Here is a 24,915-nt window from a genome sequence, read left to right on the forward strand (position 1 = left end):
GCCGCCCTGCTGTCGAATGCGACCCAAGGGAAGGTTCGCTCGGCGGTGTAGCCACGAAAAAGCCCGCCGCGGGGGCAACCGCGGCGGGCGATGTCCGGAGAGAATCCCCCGGCTCGAGTCCAGGGCCTGATCAGCCGGCGTCCTCGATCGGTTCGCCGTCGGGGCCGTAGATCGTGACCTCGGTCTCGGCGGCGAGCTCGGCCTGGATGCTCTGGATCGCTTCGCGCTGAAGCTGCTGCTCGATCTGCGGGCGGACATCGGCGAGGGGCGGAAGCTCTTCCCCCTCGCCCGCCTGGGCCGCTGCCTCGTCATAGAGAGCCTGCACCGCCTCGTCCGTCACCCGCGTTTCCATCTCCCGGTCGAGGTAAACGCGGATCATCGCGTTCTCCCCATCCATGGCGCCCGAGCCATCTGTCAGGGACTGCACCTCGGCATCGTCCGACAGGTTTTCCGCGTCGGCTTTCTGCAGAAGCAGCTCCCGCAGGATCAGCTGCTGCGCGCTCATGGACATCAGGAGCTCCGGCGGCTGCTCCTGCATCTCGGCAGGCAGGCCCTCGATGAAGCGGGCGAGGTCGCCCCCGGTGATCTCCGTGTTGCCGACCGTGGCAACGGGCTGATCGTCGGACATTCCCATCGCTTCGGTGGGAGAGGCCGCGCCCTCCCCGGTTTCGGTATGCGTCTGCGCGAGGGCAGCGCCCCCGAGTAGCGAGGTCATGGCGAGGGCGGCGGCGCCGCCGCGAAGCATCGTGTTCAGCATCATCGTCTCTCCTTTGCCGGACCTGTCGCGGCCCGAGCTTCGGCACGAGAGACATAGGAGGGCAGCGCCCGTCCCAGTTCGCATCGCGCCGGCAGTTGCGTTGGCCCCGCGGGATGCGGAGCGGCTCGCGCAAGGACCTATGGGCGGGAGAGGCGGCCTTAAACCACTGTCACATAAACGTATCCGTCCGCCGCCCGACATCGGCGGGGGACCGCTTGAACAGATGCAGTGGATAACGTGTCATATAATAGATCCCGCGCGCGGGTCAGGGAAGCGGGTCGGTCCGGTGAAGGGCGACCTTGAGCCCGCCATGGGGCACCGGCGCGTCCGCCTTCAGAAGCGGCAGCCCGGTCGCACGGGCAAGGCCGGCTTCGGACGTCACGATCCCCACACGCCAGCCGGAAAAGCGCTCGGCCAGAACCTTGCCGAGGCTGCCGTAGAGCGCGTGCAGTCCCTGCTTGTTGCCGATGCGCCCGCCGTAGGGCGGGTTGACGATGACGAGACCGGACGGTCCTTCGGGGCGTTGCAGCTCGCTGATGGAGCCCGGCGCGAAGCTGGTCCCCTGCCCCACGCCCGCCCGCTCTGCATTCGCGGTCGCCATGCGGATCGCGCCGGGATCGCGGTCGAAGCCATGGTGGCGACAGGGCGCGCTGCCGCCTGCCCGACCCTTCAGACTGGTCCACGCCGCGGGATCGAAGTTCGCGAGATGCTCGAAGGCAAAGCCCCGGCTCCGCCCCGGCTGAAGCCCCGCGGCCATTTCGGCGCCCTCTATGATGAAGGTGCCCGAGCCGCACATCGGGTCCACCAGCGGCTCGGTCCCAGTGAAACCGCAGCGGCGCAGGAAGAGCGCAGCGAGCGTTTCGCGCATCGGCGCCTTGCCGACGGCTTCCTTGTGGCCGCGCTTGTGCAGCGTCGGCCCGGAGGTATCGACACTGATCGTGACGCGATTGTCGTCGATCCGGGCCTTGAGCGTCAGCGCGGCGTCGTCCGTCAGCGGCGCTCCCAGCTCCTCGTTGATCGCACGTCCGATACGCTGAGCGGCGGCGCCCCCATGGTAGATCTTGGACGCCTTCGAGGACGTCGCCTCCACCCGGACCGGGACATCCGCCCGCAGCACCTCGCCCCACGCGATCTTTCGTGCGCGCTTGTCCAGCTGGGCAAGGTGAAAGGCCATGAAGGACGCGACGCGGACGAGGACCCGGCTTGCGCCTCTCAGCTCCAGGTTGGCGCGCCAGACCTCGGGCCAGCCCCCGCGGAGGGAGACGCCGCCCGGCGTCACCTCGGCGACGTCGAAGCCGGAGGCCCGCGCCTCCTCGGCAAGTACGGTTTCGAGCCCGGGGGCAACGACGAGGAAGATATCGAGCGTGTCAGTCATGGACCGCGACCATAGGGCGGGCGCCGGCCGGGGAGAACGGCAAAAGCGGCACTCAGGCCTTAACGAAAGCCGCGCCGGATTTCGCCGCCTTGGCAAGGCAGGGCTGCGCGGCGCCGAGCTGCACCGCCGCGACCGCTGCCGCATCCCCGATGATGACGGTGGGAGCGCCGGTGACGATGGCGCCGCCGTGAACGGTATTGTCCCCCAGCCGCGCGGCAGGCCGCTTGTTGACGTGCACCGTGGCCGACCCCTTCGCGATGCTGTCCATCGGGATCACGCAGATGCAGGAATCGCCCACCCGCGCCTGCGGCATCTTCACGGTGATGACGTTCGGCGAGCCGACGATGACCGGACCGCCGACATGGGGCGTGGGCCCCGGCGCGATCATGGGGCAGGCATGCATGTCGGAGATGCGGGCGGCGGGCGGCATGAAGGAGAGCCTTCTCAAGTGCTGACACGGGCGAACCTTATACCGCGGCCGCAGGACCTCAAGGAAGGAGCACAGCCTCAGGCCGAAATTCGCCGCGCTTTCGGGAAAACCCGCCCCGGCTGCCCCTTTCGGGCTACGCGCCACGCTGCTAAGGAACGCGCACCGCAGGAAAAGGAGGCCCGTCATGGGTTACAGGGTCGTCGTCGCGGGCGCCACGGGCAACGTGGGCCGCGAAATGCTCAACATTCTGGCCGAGCGTCAGTTTCCGGCCGACGAGGTCGTCGCACTCGCATCCCGGAAATCGATCGGGACCGAAGTCAGCTATGGCGATCGGACTCTCAAGACCCAGGACCTCGAACAGTTCGACTTCACAGGGTACGACATCGCCCTCTTCGCCATCGGCTCCGACGCCACGAAGACCTACGCCCCGCGTGCGGCGAAGGCCGGCTGCGTCGTGATCGACAACTCGTCGCTCTATCGCTACGACCCGCTGGTCCCGCTGATCGTGCCCGAGGTGAACCCCGACGCGATCGAGGGCTACGCCAAGAAGAACATCATCGCCAATCCCAACTGCTCCACCGCGCAGATGGTTGTGGCGCTGAAGCCGCTGCACGACCGGGCGAAGATCAAGCGCGTCGTCGTCTCGACCTACCAGTCCGTTTCCGGCTCGGGCAAGGACGCCATCGACGAGCTGTGGAACCAGACCAAGGGCCTCTACGTCCCCGGTCAGGAGGTCGAGCCCAAGGTCTATCCCAAGCAGATCGCCTTCAACGTCATTCCTCATATCGACGTCTTCCTCGAGGACGGCTCGACCAAGGAAGAGTGGAAGATGGTCGCCGAGACTAAGAAGATCATCGACACGTCGATCAAGGTCACCGCGACGGCCGTCCGCGTGCCGGTCTTCGTCGGCCACGGCGAGGCGATCAATATCGAGTTCGAGGAATTCCTGGACGAGGATGAGGCGCGGGACATCCTGCGCGAGAGCCCCGGCATCATGGTCGTCGATAAGCGCGAGGATGGCGGTTACGTCACTCCGATCGAATGCGTCGGCGAGTTCGCGACCTTCGTCAGCCGGATCCGTCAGGATTCGACGATCGAGAACGGCCTCAGCCTCTGGTGCGTGAGCGACAACCTTCGCAAGGGGGCCGCGCTGAATGCGGTGCAGATCGCCGAGCTTCTGGGCAACCGGATGCTGAAAAAAGGCTGAGGATCGGGGCGGTCGCCCCCCGGGCCAGACGGACAGCAGGAAGCGCCCCCGCGGAGAACCGCGGGGGCGTTTGACGTTATGCACGGCGCGGTCCCTCCGTCTGGCGAAGCGCATTTCGCCGGAGGGGCGGAGCGTCGGGAGGAGCGCCCGCAACCCGGCGGCGCAGATCGGGCCAGCAGGTGCCCCTACCCGTATCTTGATCGCGCGGCGGCATTTTTCGGGATGCAACGTGACCGCGAGACGTGCAGTTTCCTGACAGCACTACGGCAGCGCTGCGGCGCGGGAGGACCATATGACGACGCGGTACATCTTTCTGGCGGGGCTCGTGCCCCTTGGGCTGGCGGGCGCGGCAGGAGCTGAGGAATTCCGCATTCCCGCCCCTCCCGAATCGGCCATCGTCTATCCCCTCGGCGCCAGCGTCACCCGCACGGCCGAGGTCGACCTGCCCGCGGGCCGTCACCGTGTCCTCATCCCGGCCGGCGGCGCCCGCGTGGGGGAGGACCCGCCCCGGATCGAGGCAACCGGCGGCATCACCGTCGGCGCGGTGAGCTTCCTGCCGGGCTACGTCACCGACCCCGAGGAGGTCTTTTCCCCCGCGCAGAGCGAGGCGCAGGGCCAGATCGACACGCTCGAGGATCGTATCGAGGCAGCGGTTCGCGATCTGGCCGAGCAGCGAGCGGACGTCGCCTCGGCCGAAGCCCGTATCGCCTTCCTGCGCTCCCTCAGCGCCGAGAAGGTGGACGGGATCGACGGGGACAGCCTCGCCCAGCTGTCGGGCACGCTCGGCAGCGAACTCGCCCAGGCGACCCGCGATCTTGCCGCCGCCACGCCCGGCCTCGCCGAACAGGAAGACGCGCTCGAGGAGCTTCAGAAGCAGCTCGCCCAGGCCCGGCGCCGCTTCAACGAGCTCTCCCCGCCCGCCGGCGCGGTGGACATGCTGGCTGTCGAAATCATGGCGGAGGAGGCCGGGCCCGCCACGCTCACCCTCACCGCGCTCAGCCGCAATGCCAGCTGGACGCCGGTCTACGATCTCCGCCTCGATCGGGACACTGGCACTCTCGATATCGCCCGCAAGGCGCTCGTCAGCCAGGGAACCGGCGAGGCTTGGCAGGATGTGGAGCTGACGCTGTCCACCGCCGATCCCTACGCGCAGGTGATCCCGACCGAGCCATGGCAGAACCAGGCCTCCATCCATCCGCCCTATGAGCCGCGCGCCACGGTCGCGGGTGCCGCCGAGATGGACATGGCCCCCGCGCCCGTCATGGAGGGGACGCGGGAGATGAAGGCGTCCGGCGCGGACTTCACCCGCGAGGCGGCTTCGGCGGAGATCTCCGGTCTCTCCGTCACCTATGCCTACCCCGAGGAGGTGACCGTGGGGTCTGGAGGCGACCCGGTCCAGCTCGCGCTCGACGTTCTGGAGCTCGAGGCCGACCCCTTCGCCCGCGCCGTGCCGCGCATCGACCAGACCGCCTACCTTCTTGCGGAGTTCACCAACGATGAGGACGAGCCGATCCTGCCGGGCGAAGCGGCGCTCTACGTGGACGGCACCTTCTCCGGCCGGTCCCGCCTGCCGCTGATCGCCGCCGGTGCCGAGGAAGAGCTGTCCTTCGGGCCGCTCGACGGCATCCGTCTGGAGTACCGGCAGATCCGCAACGACACCGGCGATGTCGGCCTCGTCTCCCGGTCCAACACCCGCCGCCAGACGCTGGAATACGACGTCCAGAATCTGACCGGCGCACCGCAGGACGTACAGACCCTGATCGCCCTGCCCTATTCGGAGCAGGAAGATCTCGACATCGACCTGCGCATCGAACCACGGCCGGACGCGGAGAACTGGGAGGACCAGCGCGGCATCGACGTCTGGAACCTCACCCTGGCGCCCGGCGAGACCCGCACGATCACCGTCACCGCGACGCTGAGCTGGCCGCAGGGGCAAGAGCTCAGCTGGCAGCCCTGAGAGCGGACGCAAAACGGGCCGGAGCTGCAATAGCTCCGGCCCGATCCGGTCCCGGCCGGCGCCGCGAGGGCGTGCGCCGGATCCGTCATGGCCTCATGTGGAGGTCGCGGCACCGCCGCCGTCGATCCGGTAATAGGCGCCGGTGATGAAGGAGGCCTTGTCGCTGGCGAGAAAGAGCATCAGATCCGCGATCTCCTCCGACTCGGCGTAACGCCCCATCGGCACGGAGGATTCGAACGACTTGCGCGCCTCGGCCTCGTTGCCCTTCATCGCGTTGGTCTCGATGGACCGCATCATCTGCGTATCGACGCCGGAGGGGCAGACTGCGTTGACGCGGATCCCGTCGCCTGCGGTTTCGAGTGCGACGGACTTGTTGATCCCGATCACGGCGTGCTTGGAGGCGACGTAGGCGCTCATCCCCGGCGCACCGAGCAGGCCGCCGTTGGATGCGGTGTTCACGATGGCGCCGCCATTTCCTTGCGCCTTCATCTGCGCGACGACGTGCTTGAGCCCCATCGCCACGCCGATGACGTTCACGTCCAGGACATTGCGATAATTCTCGAAGCTCTGCTCGTCGATCGTCTTGAAATCGCCGTTGATGCCGGCGTTGTTGACGAAAACATCGATACGTCCGAACGCCTTCACGGTCTCGTCGACGTACCGTTTCACATCCGCTTCGTCGGTGACGTTGGCGGGCAGCAGAAGCGCCCCCTCGATATCGCCGGTCGCATCCTGAAGCGTGCTCTTGTCGAGATCTACGAGGGCAAGCTTGGCCCCCTCGGCGGCAAACTTGCGGGCGGCGGCGAGGCCGATCCCGCCGGCGGCCCCAGTGATGAGAACGACTTTGCCCTGAAAATCCATGTATCTGCTCCTGATGGGTTTGAGACAGCGGAGCCTTCCGCCGTATCGACCTCCCTCAGTTAAGGGTTCAGGCGGCCATGGCCATCGGCGTGATCGCGCACCCCCGTGCGCCTGTGCGCACTGAGCTCAAGGTTTTGTCAGGGAACGATAAAGGACGGCCGGACCTCGCAGCGGCCCCCCGCGCCACTCAGACGTGGGTGAAGCCCTCGCCCGCCACGTAATGCTCGAGCGTTCCCTCTCCGATGTCGAACCAGAGGCCATGCAGGGAAAGCTCCTCCGCCTCGACCGCCTCGCGCACGAACGGGAAGGTGCCGAGGTTCTCGAGCGATGTCGTGACGGCCGCCCGCTCGAGCATCCTCAGCTGCGCCGCCTTGTCCTCGCCCTGCGGCAATGCCTCGTATCCGGGGCGCAGGATGTCGAGCCACCGTCCGATGAAGCTGGTCTTCTCCTCGAACTCGGGCGCCTCGCCGGAACACATCGCATGGCACCCGGCAACGCCGCCGCAATCGGAATGCCCGATGACGATGATGTGGGACACCTTCAGGAACCGAACCGCGTACTCCACCGCCGCCGAGGTGCCGTGATGGTCCCCGTCCGGCGTGAACGTGGGGACGAGGTTGGCGATGTTGCGGTGCAGGAAGATATCGCCCGTCTCGGCGCTGAAGACGGCGTTGACGTTCACCCGGCTGTCGCAGCAGGCAATCGCCATCATCCGGGGCCGCTGCCCCTCGGCCGCGAGACGCCGGTGCCAGCTCTTGCTCTCGGCATAGGTGGTCGCCTTCCAGCCATGGTACCTCGTCGCGAGAAACCCCGGTAGCGGGCGGACAAGGATCGGGGAGTCGTTATCGGCCACGCATCGTCTCCTCAGGCTTTTCGGTTCACTGAAAGGCTGCGAGGTTTTCTTGCCCCGCCGCAACCGTTTGTTCAACCCGGCGTGTCAATGTGCGTCCACGGGTCCGAGGGGGTCGGGACGCTGAAGAGGACAAGACACATGACGCATGCACTCCGGATGCCGGACGATCACATCCGCCTCGACCTGGACCGCCTCGGTCATCTCATCGAGAACCTGGGGCCGGCGGAGGCCGAAGCCCTTGTCCGGCGCGCGCTGGATCGACTGGACTCCCGCCTGACGGAGCTCGGCCAGTTGGCGCGTTCGGGGGTGCGGCCGCCCGAGCTGGTGCGCCTTGCCCGCGGACTGGCCGCCATCGCCGAGCAGATCGGCATGTCCAAGCTCGCCCGCGTGGCGCGAGATGTCTCCGTCTGCGCCGAACGGGGCGACGAGGCGGCCCTCGGCGCGACCCTCGCCCGCCTTCAACGCGTCGGGGAACGCTCGAGGGCCGCGCTTCTGGATCTCGCACCGCAAGCCGTCTGACCCTGCGCAGCCCCTTGCGGGCAGAGTGGCGGAAGCTAGGCTTCGCCGCAGATACCCGCAGGAGTTTTCCATGTCGCTGACCTTCGCCCCCACCGAGTCCAAGGACGCCATCGCGCTTCACCTCGTCCCGTCGGACGCCGTCGCGCCCTGGGCGGAGGGATTGCCGAAGGCCGCGTCCGACTGGTTCGCGCGCCTCGGGTTTTCGGGCGCCCCCGGCCAGGCCATGCTCGCGCCGGACGGCAATGGCGGCTTCATCGCCGCGGCCGGCTACGGTAGCGCGGAGCAGCGCAAGCGCTCCCGCTCTCCTCTTGCCGCTGCCGCCGCCACCCTGCCGGAAGGCACCTATCGGCTGGAAACGGACCTGGAGCCGGACGCGGCGAACGAGGCCGCCCTGAGCTGGCTTCTCGCAGGGTACCGCTTCGACCGGTACAAATCAGCGACCGCGCAGAAGGCGGCCCTGATCGCCCCCGCCGGGGTGGACGCAGGCAGAATCGAGGCCATCGCATCCGGCGAAGCCCTCACCCGCGATCTCATCAACACCCCCGCGTCGGACATGGGCCCGGATGAGCTGGAGGATGCGGCCCGGGCCCTTGCCTCGGAGTTCGGCGCCGATATCGACGTGACCGCGGGCAACACCCTCCTCGAGAAGAACTTCCCGCTGATCCACGCCGTCGGCCGAGCCAGCCCGCGTGCGCCGCGCCTCATCGACATGCGCTGGGGGCAAGACGGCCCAGCCATCACCCTCGTCGGAAAGGGTGTCTGCTTCGATACCGGCGGGCTGAATCTCAAGCCGGGCGCCTCGATGGGCCTGATGAAGAAGGATATGGGCGGCGCAGCACATGTCCTCGGCCTCGCCCGGACGATCATGGCGCTTGGCCTGCGGATCCGCCTGCGCGTCCTCGTTCCCGCGGCGGAGAATTCGGTCTCCGGCAACGCCTTCCGCCCCGGTGACGTGCTGACGGCGCGCAACGGCAAGACGATCGAGATCAACAACACCGATGCCGAAGGGCGCCTCGTCCTCGCCGACGCCCTCGCCTATGCGGGCGAGGAGACACCGGACCGCGTCATCTCCATGGCGACGCTGACGGGCGCCGCCCGCGTCGCCGTCGGACCGGACATCGCCCCGTTCTTCACGGATGACGAGGACCTGGCCGACGCCCTCTCCGCCGCGGCGCGCCGCATGGCGGACCCCGTCTGGCGGCTGCCGTTCCACGACCCCTACGAGGCATTGATAGAGCCGGCCATCGCCGATCTCGACAATGCGCCGAAAGGGGGCTTTGCCGGTGCGATCACCGCTGCCCTCTTCCTCCGCCGGTTCGCCGCGCCGGTCTCCAGTTATACCCATTTCGACATCTACGCCTGGAACGCGAACGGCGCGCCGGGCCGCCCCGTCGGTGCATTGCAGCAGGGTGCCCGCGCGATCCTCGGCGCCATCGAAGACAGCCTTTCGTGAGCAGGTCCCACGACCGGCGACTGACGCCGGCCAACGGACGCGTCGCGGCCGAAGAGCTGCGCGGCAAGGTCGATGCCGAGCGCTTCGTTCGGGGCGAACCTGCCTCGCTGGCCAAGCCGGTGGCGGACCTTCTCTCCGCGCCCGGAGGGAAACGGGACAGGCAGCTCCTCTTCGGAACGCCGCTCCGCGTCCTTGACCGGCGGGAGGGGATCGCCTTCGTCCAATCCGGCCTCGACGGATATGTGGGCTACGTGACCGAAGCCGCGCTCGGCCCGGCCACCGACGCAACCCATGCCGTCGCAGCCCGGTCGGCCCACCTCTACAGCGCGCCGGACATCAAATCACCGGAGGTCGGCTGGCTTCCCCACGGCGCCCTCCTGTCCTGCACCTCGCAGGACGGTCGCTTCCGCGCAGGCCATGGCGGCTACGTCATCGCCTCCCACCTCCGCGAAGTGGACACGTTCGAATCCGACCCTGCCGCGGTGGCCGAACGCTTCCTCGGCACCCCCTACCTGTGGGGTGGCAACGGCACGCTCGGGATTGATTGCTCCGGTCTCGTCCAGGCGGCCCTCGTCGCCTGCGGCCTCCCCTGCCCCGGCGACAGCGACCTGCAGCGTTTCGCCTTCCCGGCTGCCGATGACGCACCGCGGCGGGGCGACCTCTTTTTCTGGAAGGGCCATGTCGCGATGGCGGTTTCGCCCGACCGGATCATCCACGCCAACGCGCACAGCATGTCGGTCGCGCATGAAGGGCTTGCCGAGGCCATCGCACGGATCGAGGCGCAGGGCGACGGCCCCGTCACCGCTCACGCCCGGCCGAACAACCGTTCGATATCGGACAGTTTCAGCTCGACGTAAGTCGGTCTGCCGTGGTTGCACTGCCCCGAATTCGGCGTCGCTTCCATCTCCCGCAGGAGCGCGTTCATCTCTTCGGCGCCCATGCGCCGGCCGGACCGCACCGATCCGTGGCAGGCCACCCGGCTGAGCACCGCGTCGAGCCGCGCGCCCAGCAAGCCAGCATCGCCACCCCCCGCACCGGCATCCTCCAGCGCATCCAGAAGGTCCGGGAGAAGCTTTGCCGCATCGACCTGGCCCAGAAGCGCCGGAGTCTCGCGAACAGCCACCGCCCCGCCGCCGAACGGCTCGATGACGAGGCCGAGCTGAGCCAGCGCGTCGCTCTCGGCAAGCAGCGTGTCCGCCCCGCCATTCGGCAGCTCGACAATCTGCGGGACCAGCAGGGCCTGCGATGCGATCCCGTTCGTCGCCATCTGCCCTTTCAGCCGCTCATAGACCAGCCGCTCGTGCGCCGCGTGCTGATCGACGATCACCACGCCGCTCCCGGTCTGCGCAACGATGTAGTTTTCATGGAGCTGCGCCCGCGCCGCGCCAAGGGGATAGTCCTCGGTCGGCGCCGCCGGTTCGCCTGCATCCATCGGGGCCGGTGCAGGTTCGTACCGCGCCGATGGCCCCATCTCCGCGAAACCGGGCTCGAGGTCAGGCGCAGGCCGCGGCGCCCAGGACGCTCGCGTTGTGTAGTCCCGCTGGTAGACCGGTGGCGCGCCTGCCTCCGGCCGCATCGCACCCAGCGCCGCGCCGCCAAGGTGGGACGACGAGCGGTGCCCGGCCTCCGCAAGCGCATGGCGGAGCCCCGACACCACGAGCCCCCGCGCCGTTCCGGGGTCACGGAACCGAACCTCTGCCTTGGCCGGATGGACATTCACGTCCACCAGCTCGGGATCGCAGGAGAGGAAAAGCGCGGCGACCGGGTGCCGATCCCGGCTCAGCACGTCGGAATAGGCAGCGCGCAAGGCGCCGGTCAGCAACTTGTCCCGCACCGGGCGGCCATTGACGAAGAGATATTGATGCGTCGCCGCCCCGCGTGAAAACGTCGGGAGCGCGGCGAACCCGCCAAGGTGGAGGCCCTCCCGCTCGGCATCGATCGCCAGCGCGTTCTCGGTGAAGTCGGACCCCATGATCCGGCCCAGACGCCCGCGCAGCGCGCCCCACAGGTCGCCGGTTTCGGCATCGGCGCGGAAGCTGACCCGAGCCTCGCCATCGGTGACTTGCGACAAGGTAAACGCTATGCCGGGTTCGGCCATGGCAAGGCGGCGCACGATGTCGCTCACCGCCTGCATTTCGGCGCGGTCCGTCCGGAGGAACTTGAGGCGCGCGGGCGTGGCGTAGAAGAGATCGCGCAACTCGACCGTCGTGCCACATCCCCGTGCCGCGGGCCTGACCGCGCCGAGCGTTCCCCCGGCGCTCGCGATGGTCGCTCCGGCGTCGCACCGCATCACCCGGCTCGTCAGCGTCAGGCGTCCAACCGCCCCCAGCGCCGCCAGTGCCTCGCCGCGGAAGCCGAACGAGCGAATGGCGAGGAGATCCGAGCCGTCGATCTTCGAGGTGGCGTGACGGGCGAGCGCAAGCGGCAGGTCCTCGGAGGGAATGCCGCAGCCATCGTCGCTCACGCGAATCAGGCTCTTGCCGCCATCGGCCACCTCGACATCGATCCGGGTCGCCCCGGCATCGATGGCGTTCTCGACCAACTCCTTGACCGCCGATGCGGGCCGCTCGACCACCTCACCCGCGGCGATCCGGCTAATCACCGTATCGTCGAGTTGCCGGATCACGGGGCCGGCAGCAGTATCTATCTTGGGGTCACCATCGGGCATGGCACTATGGCTAGCATGACCCAAGGCGGTCGTGAACCCGGATCCCGCGTTACTTCTCGCTGCGCGTCAGCGGATACCACGCCCAGTCCGGCAGCAATTGTCCGAAGCGGATCATCGAGGAGACGCCGCCGGGGAACCCGCTCTTGAAGTTGTCCGATCCCATGTGTTCGAACATCCGACGCGCCGCATCTTCCGGCTCCATCAGGCCCGGCATGTGGAAGTCGTTCTTTTTGGACATGCGCGTTTTCACGAAGCCCGGATTGGCCAGTTGCACCGCGACGCCGCTGCCGCGGAGATCGGCATAAAGCGCCTCGGCAAGGTGCATGATTCCCGCCTTGCTCGCCCCATACGCCGTCGCGGCCGGAAATCCGCGATAGGCCGCGAGCGAGCCCGTGAGGACGATGTGTCCTCGATCCCGCGCGATCATTTTCGGCAGGACGGCCCCCAGCGCGCGCGACGCCCCGGCGAGGTTGACGTCGAGCGTCGTCAATGCCTTTTCGGTATCCCAAGCCCGCGCGGACATCGGCCAGTAGGCGCCGGCGGTATAGATCATGCCGTCGATCTCGCCAGCCTCCGCCGCGGCCGCCTCCACCGAACCCGTATCGGTCACATCGCACGGGGCAATCCGGGCGCGCCCCGGAAGCTCGTCCGCGAGACCCTGGAGCCGGTCCTGATTCCGCGCCGACAGAACGAGGCTCACGCCGACCTTGCTGAGCTGCCCTGCCAGAGCCCGGCCGAGGCCTTCACTCGCGCCGACCAACCAATATGTCTTCCCGCTCCACTCGCGCACGATCCTACCCTCTTCCGTCCTGCGACGCCTCCTTGCGGAGGCCGGTTCACTCAGGGTGAATAAGTGGGTCTCCGGACGGATGCGTCAACGACCCGACCGCCGCGCTGCGCGATTGCCGAGCGGGGTATCCAGGCTTCGAATTGTGTATTTTTCCGCGTTTCGCGTCAGCCTGCGTGGCCCTCGCATCGGCAGAACGTTCAACGCGATAGACGTCGAGATCTGAGGCACCCGGCTTGGCATCCGCGTCCGCCGGAACGCCGCGGGCTAGTCGACCACACGGATCAACTTGCGCTCGAGCACACGCAGCACCGACCGCAGATCGTGCCCGCGCTTCAAGATCTGCCCATCCATGCCGATCACCGCGTACATCCCCTGACGACTGCGAAGCCGGGGGCGCTTCTCGATCCGGTAGAGCGGATTTTCCGCGGTGCGTCTGAAAATGGAAAAGACGGCGACGTCCTTGAGCATCGAAATCCCGTAATCCCGCCATTCTCCGGCAGCCACCATTCGCCCGTAGAGCGTCAGGATCGCGCCGAGCTCGAGCCGATCGAAGGCGACCCTGTCGGGACTGTGCGGGGATATCGATGAGCCGGACTGGAACGTCATCTGCAAACTCTGTGCATTGAGGCCTCTCAGATCAAGCACTTCGCGGCCCCCAAAGCAGTGCATTCGACAACGTGACCGCGGCGCTGCTCCCCGAGAACCATGGGGCATGTCTCGGAGGCGGCACGAACGACGTTAAAGATCAGCGTCTTGCCTTATGCGTGTCACGTGCCGCCGAGGGCTGCTCCGAGATAGAACAACGCGGTGCCGATACGGCCCTGCCGGCGGATCCCGGCGCGCCTGAAGGCGAGTGGCCGACGCAGTCTCGGAAGACACCGCACCTGGCGAAACGCCTCGAAGATGGCCTGGTTCGCCGGCGTCATCCTGTGGGCGGACGCCGCGAGCGCCGCGTACCCGCCTTCTGCCGACGCCCTGTACCGCCCGCCGAGCATGAGCCTGACGCGGCGGAGGAACGGAATGAGGCCGCAATTGTCACCCACGAGGTTCGCACCGTGCTGGCGATAGAGGACACTCGGAGCATCATCGGTCAGGACCACTCCGCCCGCCCCCGTGATGATCTGGTAGGCCCACCAATCATGCGATGCGGGGCCATTTTCGTCCTGCGCCTCGTGCCGCGCGGCCTGAAGAAGATCGAGCGCGGCGCGATTCATCACCATGGTATTCGCCCCTCCGATGCACTGAACGAGAGAATTCGCGAATGATGGGCGCCCGCCGCCAGCGCGCGAGATGTGCCTCGGATCGAGGACGGCGCCAGCCACGCGCGTTCGCGCGACGTAGAGCGCCGCGGTTCCGGTCTCCACCTGTCGCAACTCTTCGATGGCGCGGCGCAGCTTGTCGGGATGCCAGATATCGTCCTGATCGCAGAACGCGGCATATGACGTGTCGGCTTCGACCTGGCCCAAGAGGTTGAGGTAGTTGGCGGCGAACCCCCGCCCGGGCCCCTTGATCATACGCAATCGCGCGGGATCGATGCCGGCGATGGCCTCGCTGCAACCTGCGTCGTCGCACCCCGCGAACAGGGTCCAGTTCGAATGGTCCTGCCCTGCGATCGAGTCGAGCTGTGCGCCGAGGAAGGGCGTCTCGCCGTACAGGCCCAGAAGGATGGCAACGTGATCGCGCATGATGCCCCCGCCTCAGAGCCGAGCCATGATGTCGCGGCTATGGCGACGCAGAAGGATCAGGCCGAGAGCGAACGCCCCGGCAGCAACGCCGTACACGAAGGCGGCGCTGACCCAGTCCGGGGCATAGCCGGCATAGGCGCCGCTCCGGAATTCGGCGGTCACGTGAATCAACGGATTGAACCACAGTGCGCCCGCATATCGTTCCGGCACGGCCTCGAAGAGAAAGAAGATGCCGGACACGATGAACAGGGGCCGGGTTGCGATCTGCCAGATCCTGTCCCACGCGGGGAGCATGGCAAGCAGGAAGCAGTTCAGCGTTCCCACGCCGAGCGCGAGGGCCGAAGCCATTCCAAGCGCATTGAGCAGGGCCCCGGGGCGGGCCGGGCCGGGCACGCCGTAGATCCCCGCAATCCCCGCCATGACCACGCATGTGACGAGCAGATGCGTCAAAAGGTTGAGGAAGAAACGGCCGAGGATCGCGTCGATCCACGTCACGCGGGGATACGCCAGCAATGGCTTCGAGAATCGAAGCGCTGCGCCGATCTTCGTCGACACATCGCTGAAGAGCATGAACGGCAGGTATCCCGTGGCATAGAAGAGCGGGAAGTTCTGACCGAGCGCGGGCGCCCGAAATGCCATCGAAAAGAGCAGCGACAGTAGCGTGATGGCAGCGACGGGTTCCGCCACCGCCCATAACCAGCCGCCCGGCGACCGGCCGTAGCTGGTCGCCATCTCACGGAGCATCATCGCGCCGATCACCCTCATACGAGCTCCTCATCGCTACCCTGAGGGGGGTTCGTACTTCGTTCGCGTTAAGGGGACGTTTAAGCGTGGAGAGTTAAAGAGGGCGGCGAGACGATTCTGGTCCGGAGGCCCACATGCCGCACACAGCCGCGCTCGCCACCAACCCTGCGCCGGCCGCGCCGGCGCTGCTGCGCCGTCCGCCAATTCCGGCGGCGAAGGAACGGGGGCCCCGCCCGGTCCTGCCGGAGGCGTTCCACAAGCCGCATGTCGTCCGCCCCGCGGCGTCTCCCGCGCGATCGAAGAGGCGCCACAGACGATTGATCGCGAGCTTCGCACTGTCCGTTCTCGCGCCGCTCCTTCTTGCCGCCGGATATCTCTACGATCGTGCCGCGGACCAGTTCGCCTCCGATGCGGGCTTCGCAGTACGCAAGGAAGAAGGCATGTCCGGGATCGACCTTCTCGGCGGCCTCGGCGATCTGGGCGGCGGCGACACGGCCGATGCCGATATCCTCCATGCCTACCTGCAAAGTCAGGATCTGGTGACCGCCGTCGAGGCGGAGTTCGATCTGCGCGCTGTCTGGAGCGCCCCGCACGCGCGCGATCCCCTCTTCGCCCTCGAGCCGGAGGCGTCTCTGGAGGATCTGGTCGATTACTGGCAGCGCATGGTGCGGGTGAGCTACGATCCCGGATCGGGCCTCATCGAGATGCAGGTCCGTGCGTTCGAAGCCGCAGATGCGCAGCACATCGCCGAGGTCGTCCTGAGCAGAAGCGGCGAGATGATCAACGCCCTGTCGGACCAGGCGCAGGAAGATGCGACGCGCCATGCGCGCCGGGAACTTTCGGAGGCCGAAGCCCGGCTTCAGGACGCTCGCGCGCGCCTGACCCGCTTCCGGGCGACGACCCGCGTCGTGGACCCTGCCGCGGACGTGCAGAGCCAGATGGGCCTCATCGACACCCTGCAGCAGCAACTCGCGGACGAGATGATCAAGCTGGATCTGCTGAGGAACAGGACGCGCGACACCGATCCCAGGATCGACCAGGCGGAGCGCAGGATCGAGATCATCGAAGGGAGGATCGAGGCGGAACGGCAAAAGTTCGGCAACGCCGCGCAGGACAGGGCAAGCTATGCCGAAACCGTCTCCGAGTTCGAGCGCCTGACCGCGGAGCGGGAGTTCGCCGAAGGGGCCTATGTCGCCGCACGGGCCGCCCTCGATGCCGCCGTGGCGGAAGCGCGGCGACAAAGCCGATATCTCGCGGCCTTCATCGCACCGACGCGGGCCGAGACCGCCCGGTTCCCGGACAGGCCGCTCATCCTGCTTGTCGCTGGTCTCTTCGCGGTGCTGCTCTGGGCCATCGGGACGCTCGTCTTCTATTCGCTGCGAGATCGGCGATGACGGGCAAATCGATGATCCGGCTCCAGAACGTGAGCAAGATCTGGCGCGGAAAGGGGAGCAGCCGCATCGTGGCCGACAATCTGACGACGCGCTTCCCCGCAGGCCGGTCGATCGCGCTTCTGGGCCGGAACGGGGCTGGAAAATCGACGCTCCTGCGCATGATCGCGGGGACCGTCGCGCCCGATTCGGGGAAGATCACCAGACAGGGTCATGTCAGTTGGCCCGTGGGGTTCGCCGGCTCGTTCCATGGTGACCTGACCGGAGCGCAGAACGTGCGGTTCGTCGGCCGCATCTACGGTGTCGACACCGACGAACTCTGCGCGTTCGTCGAGGACTTCGCCGATCTCGGCAAGCAGTTCCGCCAGCCGGTGAGGACCTATTCCTCCGGGATGAAGTCCCGCCTCGCCTTCGGGCTTTCCATGGGCATCCGCTTCGACACCTATCTCGTGGACGAGGTGACGAGCGTCGGCGATGCGGCGTTCCGGGCAAAGTGCGAAGTGCTTTTCCGGCACCGGCTCTCGCATGCGGGCGCCGTCGTCGTGTCGCACTCGATGCCGCTTCTCTCCCGGATCTGCACCTCCGGGGCCGTTCTCGAGCAAGGCCGGCTGACCTGGCATGACGATATCAAGGATGCGATCTCCCATCACCGGGAGATCCTCGAAGCCGCGTGAAACGATCAGCCGAAGATCCCGTGACAGAACCACCCCGCGGACATCGTGTCTCCATGGGCGAAGTAGATCCAGATGCTGTCTCCCGTCTCGGCCTCCACCCGCCAGTAATCGCGGAACCCGCTTCGCCAGTCAGGATGGTCCCACCACCATTCCGGACAGATCCGCTCGCTCTGGGACTGATCCTTCGCGACGAGGGTCCGCCCCCGCCAGCGAAACTGGCCGGGGGCTGCGTTGGGAGCGGGGGGCACGACCCGGCCGGCCGGCAGGTGAACAGGCTCCGGCGGAAAGAGGATCAGGGGCCGCGGATGGACCGTGCAGGGTTGCCAGGCTTCCGCCGGAAAGGCCCAGGCCGCGGCGATGATCTGGCCGCTGCGCTCGGGCAGGTAGCTGTCTCCCGGGACAACGCGGGTGATTTCCTCGAGACCGACCCGAACGCCGATCCGGCTGACAAGCTCGGGAAACTCGGCATCGGGCTTCGCCGGCAAAGGGTCCGGCGCAGTCGCCCCCCTGCCCGCCATGCGCGCAGGAGATTCCGCGGTTCCGCCGCCTTGCGCCGCAACCGGATGCCGCACCTGCTCCTTGCGCAGCACCTCCGTTTCAGGCGCCTCGAGCCGCATCGCGTCGACCCCCGGGCCGGCATCGATATCGCTCAGCCGCATCGCCAGGAGGGGGCGGATCCGGATCGGCTCGTCCGAGGGCCGGGCAAGGCGAACCTCGACCTGCCCGGAGGTGTGATCACAGCGGAAAAGCCGAAGCACGATGCGCCGCGCACCGCGGCCCCGATCCGCCAGCCTGTCGCACAAGGCAAGCAGCAGCCGGTCGAGTCCCGCCAGGATATCCGCCTCCAGTCCGATCGGCTCGGGCAGTGACAGCCGGGCGGAAAAGGGGGCATCGGGGGCGATCGGCGAAAGAGGCTCGGGCGCGAGCCCGAACGCCTGATCGAGACGCAGGCCGATTTCCGGCCCGAACCGCCTGGCCACCGCTCCCCGGGGCTGACCCGCGAGATCCTCGATCCGCCGCAATCCCAGCCGCGCAAGCTGCTCCAGGATCGGATCCGGCAGCCTCAATGCGGCGACAGGAAGCGCGGCGAGCGCCGCCCGCATTCCCCCCGGCGGAACGATGGGAGACCCGCCCCGCGGGGCACTTTCGTTCATGTCCCCAACGCCCCTGCTCCTCCGGCGCGCCGCTCTCGAGCGGGTCGCCCGGGCCTCCTGATCGATCGCATCGCCGTTTCGCAAGGGTCCCGCCGCGCGCGCATGGAACCGGGCCACCGCCCAGGCTGTGCCGTGCGTGTCGGCGATCCCCGCGCAGACGCTCAACGCCACTTCAGCGCAATCGGCCCGAACCTGGCGCAGAAGCGCCTCTTCACCGCCGAAAAGGTGGGCGCAGCCGCTGAGATCGATGGCGAGGCCATCTGGCGGCGCCAGCGCGACCCAGGGCGAATAGCGCCCGGCCCAGCGCGCAAGATGCCGCAGGAACGCGGCCTCGGCCTTGGGCTCCGAGGGACGGGTCACGAGATCCGGGCACAAGGCACGCGCATCGCGAAGTGACTGGCCGGGGGACAGTCCGGCCGCGCTTGCCGCCTCGGACAGCGAGTCGATGATCTGCGTGTTTCCGGTTTCCCGGATTACGGCGAGCGCCGTTGTAGGTCGCGCCCGCTCCAGGCGGAGCAGGCGTTCCGCTCCCATCCGGGGGAACCACAAGGAGAGGATCCGGCGCGCGGAAGGCATCTGCGGGTGGCCACTTGTTCGCCATTTGTTCACGCTTCACCGGTAAGGTGAGTCGCAGCCGAAGTCGAGTCTCAGCGGGGGACGGCGACGCCGATCATCGGGCCGAGGCGCCAGCCCGGGTCGGACCGGCCGATGGACGGAGCATGGAGGCGGGAGACCTTGCCGTCGAGATACAGGGCATTCGGCACGCCCAGCCTGTCCCGGAACAGGCGGCCGAAGTCGTGGAAGTTCACGCGCGCATCGGAGATGGCGAACCACACCGTGGTTCCATCCTCGGAGACGCCGACGCCGTTGCGAATATGCCGGCTGTCGCCTCCCTCGATGAAGCGCGGGTGCAGGGCGCCATCGATGACGAGCATCGGCCCGGACTGGGTGGCGAAACGGCAGGATGGCGGGTCCTCGGCAAACGCACGGCTTTCGATGACGCCGGCTCCCTCCTCGGTGAGGCAGAACACGCCGTTCGGCAGGAGGCCGAAATTGCCGGGGCCCTCGGACGTGACGATCGGCGCTTTCTCCGCTCCGTCCTCGATGAGCAGGCCCACGGCACGGCGATCGCCGTGATACATGCCGGCATTCATGGCGAGGGCCAGCGTCCGGCCCTCTTCGGCCAGCATCGTATCGACGGAGGAGAAGCCGCCGTAGATCCCGTCCTTCGCGTCGCTGTAGAAGACGCGGATGTCGTCCGATCCGACATCGGCGCGGCAAACGGTGTAGGGCGCATCCTCGAAGGTGATCCGCTCACAGGACACCTCCGCCGAAGCGCCGCGGGAAAACAGGATCGGCACCAGAAGGGCGCCGAGGAGCAGGAGAACCCGGCGGCCCGGGCGATCAGCCATGCTCGGGGCCCGTATCGGCCGGACCGGAGGCCTCATCCTCGTCCTCGGGGGCCTCGACGTCGCGGCGGACCACGTCGCTATCGAAGAGCGCGCGGGTCCGGTCCATCTGATCGAAGGTTTCATCGAGGGAGAACCGCAACTCCGGCGAGAACTTCAACGTCATCTCCTTGGAGACGGCACGTCGAAGCTCGGCCCGGTTTCGCCGCAGCGCCGCCAGGGCCTCCTCGGCGCCCCGCCCGCCAAGGGGAAGGACAAACGCCGTCGCGACCTTCAGGTCAGGCGAGGTGCGCACCTCGCCGACGGTGATCGACAGCCTTTGCAGCTCCGGATCGTGAATGTCGCCGCGCGCCAACACGTCCGACAGCGTACGGCGGATGAGCTCGCCGACGCGAAGCTGTCTTTGCGACGGGCCCCCGCCATGCTCGTTGAATCTGGATCGTCCCATGGAGGCACACCTAGGCAGGGCGGCCGCCCCGCGCAAGCGGATGCCGTCCAGCGGGCGGCCCCGCGGGCCCAATAAGGGTCGGAGACGGACGCCGGGACAATGTCCCGGACGCGAAAGCGCACCCGCGCGGCAACGAGAAGATGACACCGAGGCACCATCCCCGTGACCGGGGGAGGCTCGAGCGGTCCCGGCTACGGTCGTTGCGGCAGGAGGGATGTCCGCTTCGCAGAGCCTCGCCGGGCGCCAGGGCGCCTCGGTGCCCCCCACACCGCGCATCACCTTTGCGCGGGGCGCGTTGCCGGTCTATGCGGGACCCACTCAGTGATGGAGACGACACATGGCCGGAGATCTACCGGGAATCGTAGTGGCCGGAGCGTCGGGCCGGATGGGCCGGATGCTCCTGCAAGTACTGTCGGAAGAGCCGAATCTCCGCATCGCCGGAGCCCTGGAGCGGCCGGGTCATGACTGGATCGGGAGCGATGCCGGCGAGGCGATGGGAGGCGCTCCGCTCGGCGTCACCGTGACCGACGATCCGCTCGAAGCGATGGCCTCCGCACAAGGCGTGATCGACTTCACCGCCCCCGCCGCGACGATCGAGATGGCGGATCTCGCGGCACAGGCGCGCGCGGTCCACGTAATCGGCACGACGGGCCTCTCCGCCGAGGACATCGCGCGGATCGATGCGGCGGCGCGCCATGCCGTCATCGTGCGCGCCGGCAACATGAGCCTCGGGGTCAACCTGCTCGTTCAGCTTGCGAAACAGGCGGCCGCGTCGCTCGAGGGATGGGACGTGGAGATTGTCGAGGCGCACCACCACCACAAGGTGGACGCGCCATCGGGGACGGCGCTCATGCTGGGCGAAGCCGCCGCCGAGGGGCGCGGGCAGGATCTGGAGAAGGTGTACCGCGCCGCGCGTGACGGGATAACGGGCCCGCGCGAGGCCGGGACCATCGGCTTCTCGGCGATCCGCGCAGGCGACATCGTCGGTGAGCACGACGTCATCCTGGCCGGTCAGGGCGAGCGCGTCGTTCTGCGGCACGTGGCGACGGACCGGGCGATCTTCGCGCGGGGCGCCGTTCGGGCCGCGCTCTGGGGCCAGTCACAAGGGCCCGGCCACTATTCGATGGCGGACGTCCTGGGGCTCTGACGCCAGCAGCGACGTCAGAAGTCGACAGCGATTCCCTTGCGCTCCCAGTCGCCGTAGCGAACGGGTTCGGGGCCGTTGCGGCCACCGAGCTCCGGGGGCAAGTCGGGCCCATTGTCCTTCTCGCGGCGTTCGGCCGCCTCGGCGAGGGCACGGCGCGCGGCGTCGGGAAGCTCCGGACGGGTCTCTGGCGTATCGGTCATGACGTCCTTCCGCCCCATCAGGGCAACTTGCGGCAGGGATGCCCCTAATATACGCCGCGCAGACCACCGTGCAACGAGGCCCGAGGCAAATGTCACAGAGCGCGAAAGCCGTTCAGGACCCGCGGGCGCTCGCCCTGACCCTGATCGCAGGCGTCGAGCGGGACCGCCGCAGTCTCGCCGATCTTGAGGCAGAAGCCCCCTACAAAGACGCCCCGCCCGAGGTGCGCGCCCGCGCCGGGCGGCTGGCCCGGCAGACGCTGCGCCTGTCCTCCCGCGCCGATGCCGCGCTCGGCCCGTTTCTCGCGCGGCCTCCACGCCCCGAGATCCGGGATATCCTGCGGCTTGCCGCGACCGAGCTGATGGTCGACGGCAGCGCACCTCATGGTGTCGTGAGCGAGGCGGTGACGCTGGCGAAGAGGCGGCAGCCCCGTGCCAGCGGCATGGTGAACGCGGTCCTGCGCAAGCTGGCCGCTGACGGACGCCAAGGCTGGGACAAGGCTCCGCCGAAGCGCCTGCCGGGCTGGCTGCGCGGCCGGCTCTCCGCTGCCTATGGCAATGCCCGCGTGGCGAAGATGGAAGCGATTTTCGAGGCCACCCCGCCGGTGGACGTGACCCCGCGCGGCCCGGATGCGACCCTGCCCGAGGGGGAGATCCTGCCGACGGGCTCGCTTCGGCTCGCGGCGCCGGGCCGGATTTCCGCGCTTCCCGGCTATGATGACGGCGCCTGGTGGGTGCAGGATGCGGCGGCGGCCCTCCCCGCGCGCCTTCTCGACGCACAGCCGGGCGAGCGGGTGCTGGACCTCTGCGCGGCCCCCGGCGGCAAGACGCTTCAGCTGGCGGCGACGGGGGCATCGGTGACGGCGCTCGATGTGTCGGATCAGCGACTGGGCCGCCTGCGGGACAACCTTGCGCGGACGGGCCTCGCCGCGGAGATCGTCGTGGCGGATGGGGCGGCCTGGCAACCGGAGGACGGGTTCGACGCGATCCTGCTCGACGCCCCCTGCTCTGCGACCGGCACGATCCGGCGGCACCCGGACCTGCCCTACATCAAGAGCGCCGCACAGGTCAGCGAGCTGGCCGCGCTGCAGACGGCTCTCCTGGAGCGGGCGGCGGAGATGTTGCGGCCCGGCGGCCGGCTCGTGGTCTGTACCTGTTCGCTCCTGCCGCAGGAGGGCGAGGACCTCGCCGTGCCCGCGTCCCTCGTGCCCAACCCCGAGGCGATGGACCGCGTCCCCGGCCTCGAGGCGGCCTGGACCGCGCGCCCCGGCGCCTTGCGGATCACGCCGGAAAGCTGGGCGGAAAAAGTCGGCATCGACGGCTTCTGGATCGCGGCCTACCGCAAGCCGGGCGGCGCATAAGTCACAGGAGCGGGGCAAAGCCGCACCCTTCCGGTGACAGCCCGCGCGGCGCTTCCTAGGGTCCGCCGACAGCGTACAGACTGACCGGGGGAGCGATGCCGGAGGAAGCGAAGGCAGGTGAGACTTGGGCCGTGCGGCGAACGCGCTGGCTGAACCGTCTGCATGCCCGCCGCGCGGCGCGCACCCCGCCCCCGGACAGCTTCGACAGCGTCAGCGAGCCACGGATGATCGGCTCCGTCGCTCTCGGCCGTCAGCTTCTTGCCGGCGACTTTCTCTTCGCGGGCCATTTCGTCGAAGCGCCGGACACGGCGATCTGGGATATCGAGGCGCCTGGTCCCGGCTTCGAGAGCGCGCGGCAGGGATTCGGCTGGCTCGACGATCTGGCGGCGCTCGGCGATGCGCGGGCGCGGCGCGCGGCGCAGGACTGGACATGGGGCTGGATCGCCCGGCACGGCACCGGACGCGCGGAGGGCTGGACGCCGGAGCTCGCCGGGCGGCGGCTGGTGCGATGGCTCCAGCACGCACCGTTCCTGCTCCGCGGTCAGACCGCCACCCGGCGGCGGGAGTTCCTCGCATCGCTTGCCGGACAGACGGCCTTCGTGTCGAAGAGATGGAGCGCGGCGCCGAGCGGACGGCCGCGGATCGAGGCCCTGTGCGGGCTGATCCTGTCGGCACTGTCGCAGGCGGGCACGGCGGCCCGGATGGATCCGGCGCTGCGCGGTCTGGCGAAGGAGTGCGGCCGGCAGATCGACGCGGGCGGCGCCCTCCGCAGCCGCAATCCCGAGGAGCTGCTGGACGTCTTCACCCTCCTGTCGTGGACATCGCAGGCGCTCGAGGACGCCGGCCGGCCGCCGCCGGGCGCCCTGACCCAGGCCCTGGAGCGAAGCGCGCCCGTCCTCCGGGCGCTGCGCCACGCCGATGGGGGGCTGGCACGGTTTCATGGCGGCGGACGCGGCGCCGAAGGGCGTCTCGATCTCGCCCTGTCCGCATGGGGCCGCCGCACCGCGCCTTCCGAGGGTCCCGCGATGGGGTATGCCCGCCTCGCGGCCGGTCGAACCTCCGTCATCATGGATGCGGCTCCGCCCCCTGGCGGGCCGGACGGCCACGCCTCGACCCTTGCCTTCGAGCTGTCTTCGGGACGTCGGCCGCTGATCGTCAATTGCGGCTCCGGCGCGACGTTCGGAGAGACGTGGCGGCGCGCCGGGCGGTCGACCCAGAGCCATTCGACGCTGGGGCTCGATGGCGTCTGGTCCTCCCGCCTCGCCGCGGGCTCCGCGGGCGACGAGCTGCGCCACCGCCCCGGCGAGGTCCGGCTCCAGCGCGGGGGCACGGCCGGCGAGCAGAAGATCGTGGCCGGGCATGACGGCTATATCGCGACCCACGGACTGACCCATGTGCGCACCCTCGTTCTCTCCCGGGATGGACGGACGCTGACCGGGGAGGACACGCTCGGCGCGCTCAGCGAGGCGGACCGGGCGCTCCTCGAGAGGCGGCTGGGGGAGACGGGCACAGGCGGCGTGCCGTTCTCCGTGCGGTTCCACCTGCACCCCTCCGTCGAGGCGCGGATAGAGGGCGAGACCCTGACCCTCGAGCTCCCGAGCGGCGAGGTCTGGGTGTTCGAGCAGACGGGCGCGGACGGTATCAGCCTCGTGCCGTCCGTTTATCTCGAACGCGGGCGCCTGAAACCGCGGGCGACGCGTCAGATCGTCCTGCCGGGGCGAATCGGCGGGTCCGCGGCGCAGATCGGCTGGACCTTGGCGAAAGCGCACGGTACCCCCGCCGGCATCCGCGACCTCGCCGGTGGGGCTGAGGCCGATCTGAGCTGGGAGTAGCCC

The 24,915-nt window shown here is 68.6% G+C and carries 24 protein-coding genes; 10 read left to right on the forward strand and 14 right to left on the reverse strand.

Annotation, left to right across the window (positions count from 1 at the left end; all coding sequences use genetic code 11):
- Nucleotides 1-130 precede the first annotated feature (130 nt).
- The 3 genes from RM543_RS00005 to RM543_RS00015 all read right to left on the reverse strand — a co-directional run bounded on the left by RM543_RS00005 (nt 131) and on the right by RM543_RS00015 (nt 2,562).
- A complete protein-coding gene (locus tag RM543_RS00005) occupies nt 131-757 on the reverse strand; it encodes a SurA N-terminal domain-containing protein (protein WP_311688421.1) in 627 nt (208 codons plus the stop codon).
- A 265-nt stretch (nt 758-1,022) separates the two neighbouring features.
- Nucleotides 1,023-2,132, reverse strand: coding sequence for a THUMP domain-containing class I SAM-dependent RNA methyltransferase (locus tag RM543_RS00010; protein WP_311688423.1), 1,110 nt, complete (start codon nt 2,130-2,132; stop codon nt 1,023-1,025).
- A gap of 52 nt (nt 2,133-2,184) precedes the next feature.
- Nucleotides 2,185-2,562: a PAAR domain-containing protein gene (locus RM543_RS00015; protein WP_311688425.1), complete on the reverse strand. Its 378-nt coding sequence runs from the start codon at nt 2,560-2,562 to the stop codon at nt 2,185-2,187.
- Between the two features lie 184 nt (nt 2,563-2,746).
- Between RM543_RS00015 and RM543_RS00020 the strand changes: the two genes are divergently transcribed.
- Both RM543_RS00020 and RM543_RS00025 read left to right on the forward strand, forming a co-directional pair.
- Nucleotides 2,747-3,769 (forward strand): aspartate-semialdehyde dehydrogenase, encoded by a 1,023-nt coding sequence (locus tag RM543_RS00020; protein WP_311688427.1) that lies wholly within the window; start codon nt 2,747-2,749, stop codon nt 3,767-3,769.
- Nucleotides 3,770-4,061: 292 nt separating this feature from the next.
- The gene (locus tag RM543_RS00025; protein WP_311688429.1) at nt 4,062-5,726 is read left to right on the forward strand and encodes a DUF4139 domain-containing protein; all 1,665 of its coding nucleotides are present in this window, start codon (nt 4,062-4,064) and stop codon (nt 5,724-5,726) included.
- A gap of 93 nt (nt 5,727-5,819) precedes the next feature.
- On the opposite strand, the gene RM543_RS00030 is transcribed toward RM543_RS00025, so the two are convergent.
- A complete protein-coding gene (locus RM543_RS00030) occupies nt 5,820-6,587 on the reverse strand; it encodes an SDR family NAD(P)-dependent oxidoreductase (protein ID WP_311688430.1) in 768 nt (255 codons plus the stop codon).
- A 187-nt stretch (nt 6,588-6,774) separates the two neighbouring features.
- Nucleotides 6,775-7,440 (reverse strand): carbonic anhydrase, encoded by a 666-nt coding sequence (locus tag RM543_RS00035; RefSeq protein ID WP_311688431.1) that lies wholly within the window; start codon nt 7,438-7,440, stop codon nt 6,775-6,777.
- 138 nt (nt 7,441-7,578) lie between these two features.
- Here RM543_RS00035 and RM543_RS00040 point away from each other — a divergent pair, with 138 nt between their 5' ends.
- From RM543_RS00040 to RM543_RS00050, 3 genes are all read left to right on the forward strand, one after another.
- Nucleotides 7,579-7,959: a hypothetical protein gene (locus tag RM543_RS00040; protein ID WP_311688432.1), complete on the forward strand. Its 381-nt coding sequence runs from the start codon at nt 7,579-7,581 to the stop codon at nt 7,957-7,959.
- A gap of 70 nt (nt 7,960-8,029) precedes the next feature.
- Nucleotides 8,030-9,412 carry a leucyl aminopeptidase family protein gene (locus tag RM543_RS00045; RefSeq protein ID WP_311688434.1) on the forward strand — a complete coding sequence of 461 codons (1,383 nt, stop codon included), beginning with the start codon at nt 8,030-8,032 and terminating at the stop codon, nt 9,410-9,412.
- Nucleotides 9,409-10,269 (forward strand): C40 family peptidase, encoded by an 861-nt coding sequence (locus tag RM543_RS00050; protein ID WP_311688436.1) that lies wholly within the window; start codon nt 9,409-9,411, stop codon nt 10,267-10,269. Before RM543_RS00045 ends, RM543_RS00050 begins: the two co-directional genes overlap by 4 nt.
- Here RM543_RS00050 and mutL read toward each other — a convergent pair.
- From mutL to RM543_RS00075, 5 genes are all read right to left on the reverse strand, one after another.
- Nucleotides 10,218-12,080 (reverse strand): DNA mismatch repair endonuclease MutL, encoded by a 1,863-nt coding sequence (gene mutL / locus RM543_RS00055; protein WP_311688439.1) that lies wholly within the window; start codon nt 12,078-12,080, stop codon nt 10,218-10,220. The genes RM543_RS00050 and mutL overlap by 52 nt on opposite strands.
- A gap of 49 nt (nt 12,081-12,129) precedes the next feature.
- The gene (locus RM543_RS00060) at nt 12,130-12,870 is read right to left on the reverse strand and encodes an SDR family NAD(P)-dependent oxidoreductase (protein WP_311688441.1); all 741 of its coding nucleotides are present in this window, start codon (nt 12,868-12,870) and stop codon (nt 12,130-12,132) included.
- Between the two features lie 264 nt (nt 12,871-13,134).
- Nucleotides 13,135-13,476 carry a DUF2794 domain-containing protein gene (locus RM543_RS00065; protein ID WP_311688443.1) on the reverse strand — a complete coding sequence of 114 codons (342 nt, stop codon included), beginning with the start codon at nt 13,474-13,476 and terminating at the stop codon, nt 13,135-13,137.
- 161 nt (nt 13,477-13,637) lie between these two features.
- Entirely contained in the window at nt 13,638-14,555 is a 918-nt protein-coding gene (locus tag RM543_RS00070) for a glycosyltransferase (protein WP_311688445.1), read from the reverse strand.
- A gap of 12 nt (nt 14,556-14,567) precedes the next feature.
- On the reverse strand, nt 14,568-15,320 hold the full coding sequence (locus RM543_RS00075) for an ABC transporter permease (protein ID WP_311688447.1): 753 nt from the start codon (nt 15,318-15,320) through the stop codon (nt 14,568-14,570).
- A gap of 113 nt (nt 15,321-15,433) precedes the next feature.
- Between RM543_RS00075 and RM543_RS00080 the strand changes: the two genes are divergently transcribed.
- On the forward strand, nt 15,434-16,693 hold the full coding sequence (locus tag RM543_RS00080) for a KpsE/RkpR family capsule polysaccharide export protein (RefSeq protein WP_311688449.1): 1,260 nt from the start codon (nt 15,434-15,436) through the stop codon (nt 16,691-16,693).
- Between the two features lie 11 nt (nt 16,694-16,704).
- Nucleotides 16,705-17,364: an ABC transporter ATP-binding protein gene (locus RM543_RS00085; protein ID WP_311689833.1), complete on the forward strand. Its 660-nt coding sequence runs from the start codon at nt 16,705-16,707 to the stop codon at nt 17,362-17,364.
- Nucleotides 17,365-17,369: 5 nt separating this feature from the next.
- On the opposite strand, the gene RM543_RS00090 is transcribed toward RM543_RS00085, so the two are convergent.
- The 3 genes from RM543_RS00090 to rbfA form a co-directional block, all read right to left on the reverse strand.
- Complete coding sequence (locus tag RM543_RS00090) at nt 17,370-19,094, reverse strand: DUF6504 family protein (protein WP_311688451.1); 1,725 nt, start codon at nt 19,092-19,094, stop codon at nt 17,370-17,372.
- 71 nt (nt 19,095-19,165) lie between these two features.
- The gene (locus tag RM543_RS00095; protein ID WP_311688453.1) at nt 19,166-19,930 is read right to left on the reverse strand and encodes a phosphodiester glycosidase family protein; all 765 of its coding nucleotides are present in this window, start codon (nt 19,928-19,930) and stop codon (nt 19,166-19,168) included.
- Nucleotides 19,923-20,375: a 30S ribosome-binding factor RbfA gene (gene rbfA, locus RM543_RS00100; RefSeq protein ID WP_311688455.1), complete on the reverse strand. Its 453-nt coding sequence runs from the start codon at nt 20,373-20,375 to the stop codon at nt 19,923-19,925. Before rbfA ends, RM543_RS00095 begins: the two co-directional genes overlap by 8 nt.
- Nucleotides 20,376-20,712: 337 nt before the next feature.
- Here rbfA and dapB point away from each other — a divergent pair, with 337 nt between their 5' ends.
- Nucleotides 20,713-21,522 carry a 4-hydroxy-tetrahydrodipicolinate reductase gene (gene dapB / locus RM543_RS00105; protein WP_311688457.1) on the forward strand — a complete coding sequence of 270 codons (810 nt, stop codon included), beginning with the start codon at nt 20,713-20,715 and terminating at the stop codon, nt 21,520-21,522.
- Nucleotides 21,523-21,536: 14 nt separating this feature from the next.
- Here the strand turns inward: dapB and RM543_RS00110 are convergent, their stop codons facing one another.
- Nucleotides 21,537-21,722, reverse strand: coding sequence for a DUF1674 domain-containing protein (locus RM543_RS00110; RefSeq protein ID WP_311688459.1), 186 nt, complete (start codon nt 21,720-21,722; stop codon nt 21,537-21,539).
- Between the two features lie 89 nt (nt 21,723-21,811).
- Here RM543_RS00110 and RM543_RS00115 point away from each other — a divergent pair, with 89 nt between their 5' ends.
- Nucleotides 21,812-23,080, forward strand: coding sequence for an RsmB/NOP family class I SAM-dependent RNA methyltransferase (locus RM543_RS00115; protein WP_311688461.1), 1,269 nt, complete (start codon nt 21,812-21,814; stop codon nt 23,078-23,080).
- 95 nt (nt 23,081-23,175) lie between these two features.
- On the forward strand, nt 23,176-24,912 hold the full coding sequence (locus RM543_RS00120; RefSeq protein WP_311688462.1) for a heparinase II/III family protein: 1,737 nt from the start codon (nt 23,176-23,178) through the stop codon (nt 24,910-24,912).
- The last annotated feature ends 3 nt before the right edge of the window (nt 24,913-24,915 follow it).

It is taken from the genome of Tropicimonas omnivorans, from assembly GCF_031846565.1.
Lineage (GTDB): Bacteria > Pseudomonadota > Alphaproteobacteria > Rhodobacterales > Rhodobacteraceae > Tropicimonas_B > Tropicimonas_B omnivorans.

Excerpts from the sequence above, each read along its gene's own strand:
- dapB (WP_311688457.1), top strand. The coding sequence starts at position 20,713 with ATGGCCGGAGATCTACCGGGAATCGTAGTGGCCGGAGCGTCGGGCCGG.
- RM543_RS00085 (WP_311689833.1), top strand. The coding sequence starts at position 16,705 with ATGATCCGGCTCCAGAACGTGAGCAAGATCTGGCGCGGAAAGGGGAGC.
- RM543_RS00015 (WP_311688425.1), bottom strand. The coding sequence starts at position 2,562 with ATGCCGCCCGCCGCCCGCATCTCCGACATGCATGCCTGCCCCATGATC.
- RM543_RS00110 (WP_311688459.1), bottom strand. The coding sequence starts at position 21,722 with ATGACCGATACGCCAGAGACCCGTCCGGAGCTTCCCGACGCCGCGCGC.
- RM543_RS00030 (WP_311688430.1), bottom strand. The coding sequence starts at position 6,587 with ATGGATTTTCAGGGCAAAGTCGTTCTCATCACTGGGGCCGCCGGCGGG.
- RM543_RS00005 (WP_311688421.1), bottom strand. The coding sequence starts at position 757 with ATGCTGAACACGATGCTTCGCGGCGGCGCCGCCGCCCTCGCCATGACC.
- RM543_RS00075 (WP_311688447.1), bottom strand. The coding sequence starts at position 15,320 with ATGAGGGTGATCGGCGCGATGATGCTCCGTGAGATGGCGACCAGCTAC.
- RM543_RS00065 (WP_311688443.1), bottom strand. The coding sequence starts at position 13,476 with ATGACGTTCCAGTCCGGCTCATCGATATCCCCGCACAGTCCCGACAGG.
- rbfA (WP_311688455.1), bottom strand. The coding sequence starts at position 20,375 with ATGGGACGATCCAGATTCAACGAGCATGGCGGGGGCCCGTCGCAAAGA.
- RM543_RS00095 (WP_311688453.1), bottom strand. The coding sequence starts at position 19,930 with ATGGCTGATCGCCCGGGCCGCCGGGTTCTCCTGCTCCTCGGCGCCCTT.
- RM543_RS00020 (WP_311688427.1), top strand. The coding sequence starts at position 2,747 with ATGGGTTACAGGGTCGTCGTCGCGGGCGCCACGGGCAACGTGGGCCGC.
- mutL (WP_311688439.1), bottom strand. The coding sequence starts at position 12,080 with ATGCCCGATGGTGACCCCAAGATAGATACTGCTGCCGGCCCCGTGATC.
- RM543_RS00090 (WP_311688451.1), bottom strand. The coding sequence starts at position 19,094 with ATGCCTTCCGCGCGCCGGATCCTCTCCTTGTGGTTCCCCCGGATGGGA.
- RM543_RS00080 (WP_311688449.1), top strand. The coding sequence starts at position 15,434 with ATGCCGCACACAGCCGCGCTCGCCACCAACCCTGCGCCGGCCGCGCCG.
- RM543_RS00115 (WP_311688461.1), top strand. The coding sequence starts at position 21,812 with ATGTCACAGAGCGCGAAAGCCGTTCAGGACCCGCGGGCGCTCGCCCTG.
- RM543_RS00010 (WP_311688423.1), bottom strand. The coding sequence starts at position 2,132 with ATGACTGACACGCTCGATATCTTCCTCGTCGTTGCCCCCGGGCTCGAA.
- RM543_RS00120 (WP_311688462.1), top strand. The coding sequence starts at position 23,176 with ATGCCGGAGGAAGCGAAGGCAGGTGAGACTTGGGCCGTGCGGCGAACG.
- RM543_RS00045 (WP_311688434.1), top strand. The coding sequence starts at position 8,030 with ATGTCGCTGACCTTCGCCCCCACCGAGTCCAAGGACGCCATCGCGCTT.
- RM543_RS00025 (WP_311688429.1), top strand. The coding sequence starts at position 4,062 with ATGACGACGCGGTACATCTTTCTGGCGGGGCTCGTGCCCCTTGGGCTG.
- RM543_RS00040 (WP_311688432.1), top strand. The coding sequence starts at position 7,579 with ATGACGCATGCACTCCGGATGCCGGACGATCACATCCGCCTCGACCTG.
- RM543_RS00070 (WP_311688445.1), bottom strand. The coding sequence starts at position 14,555 with ATGCGCGATCACGTTGCCATCCTTCTGGGCCTGTACGGCGAGACGCCC.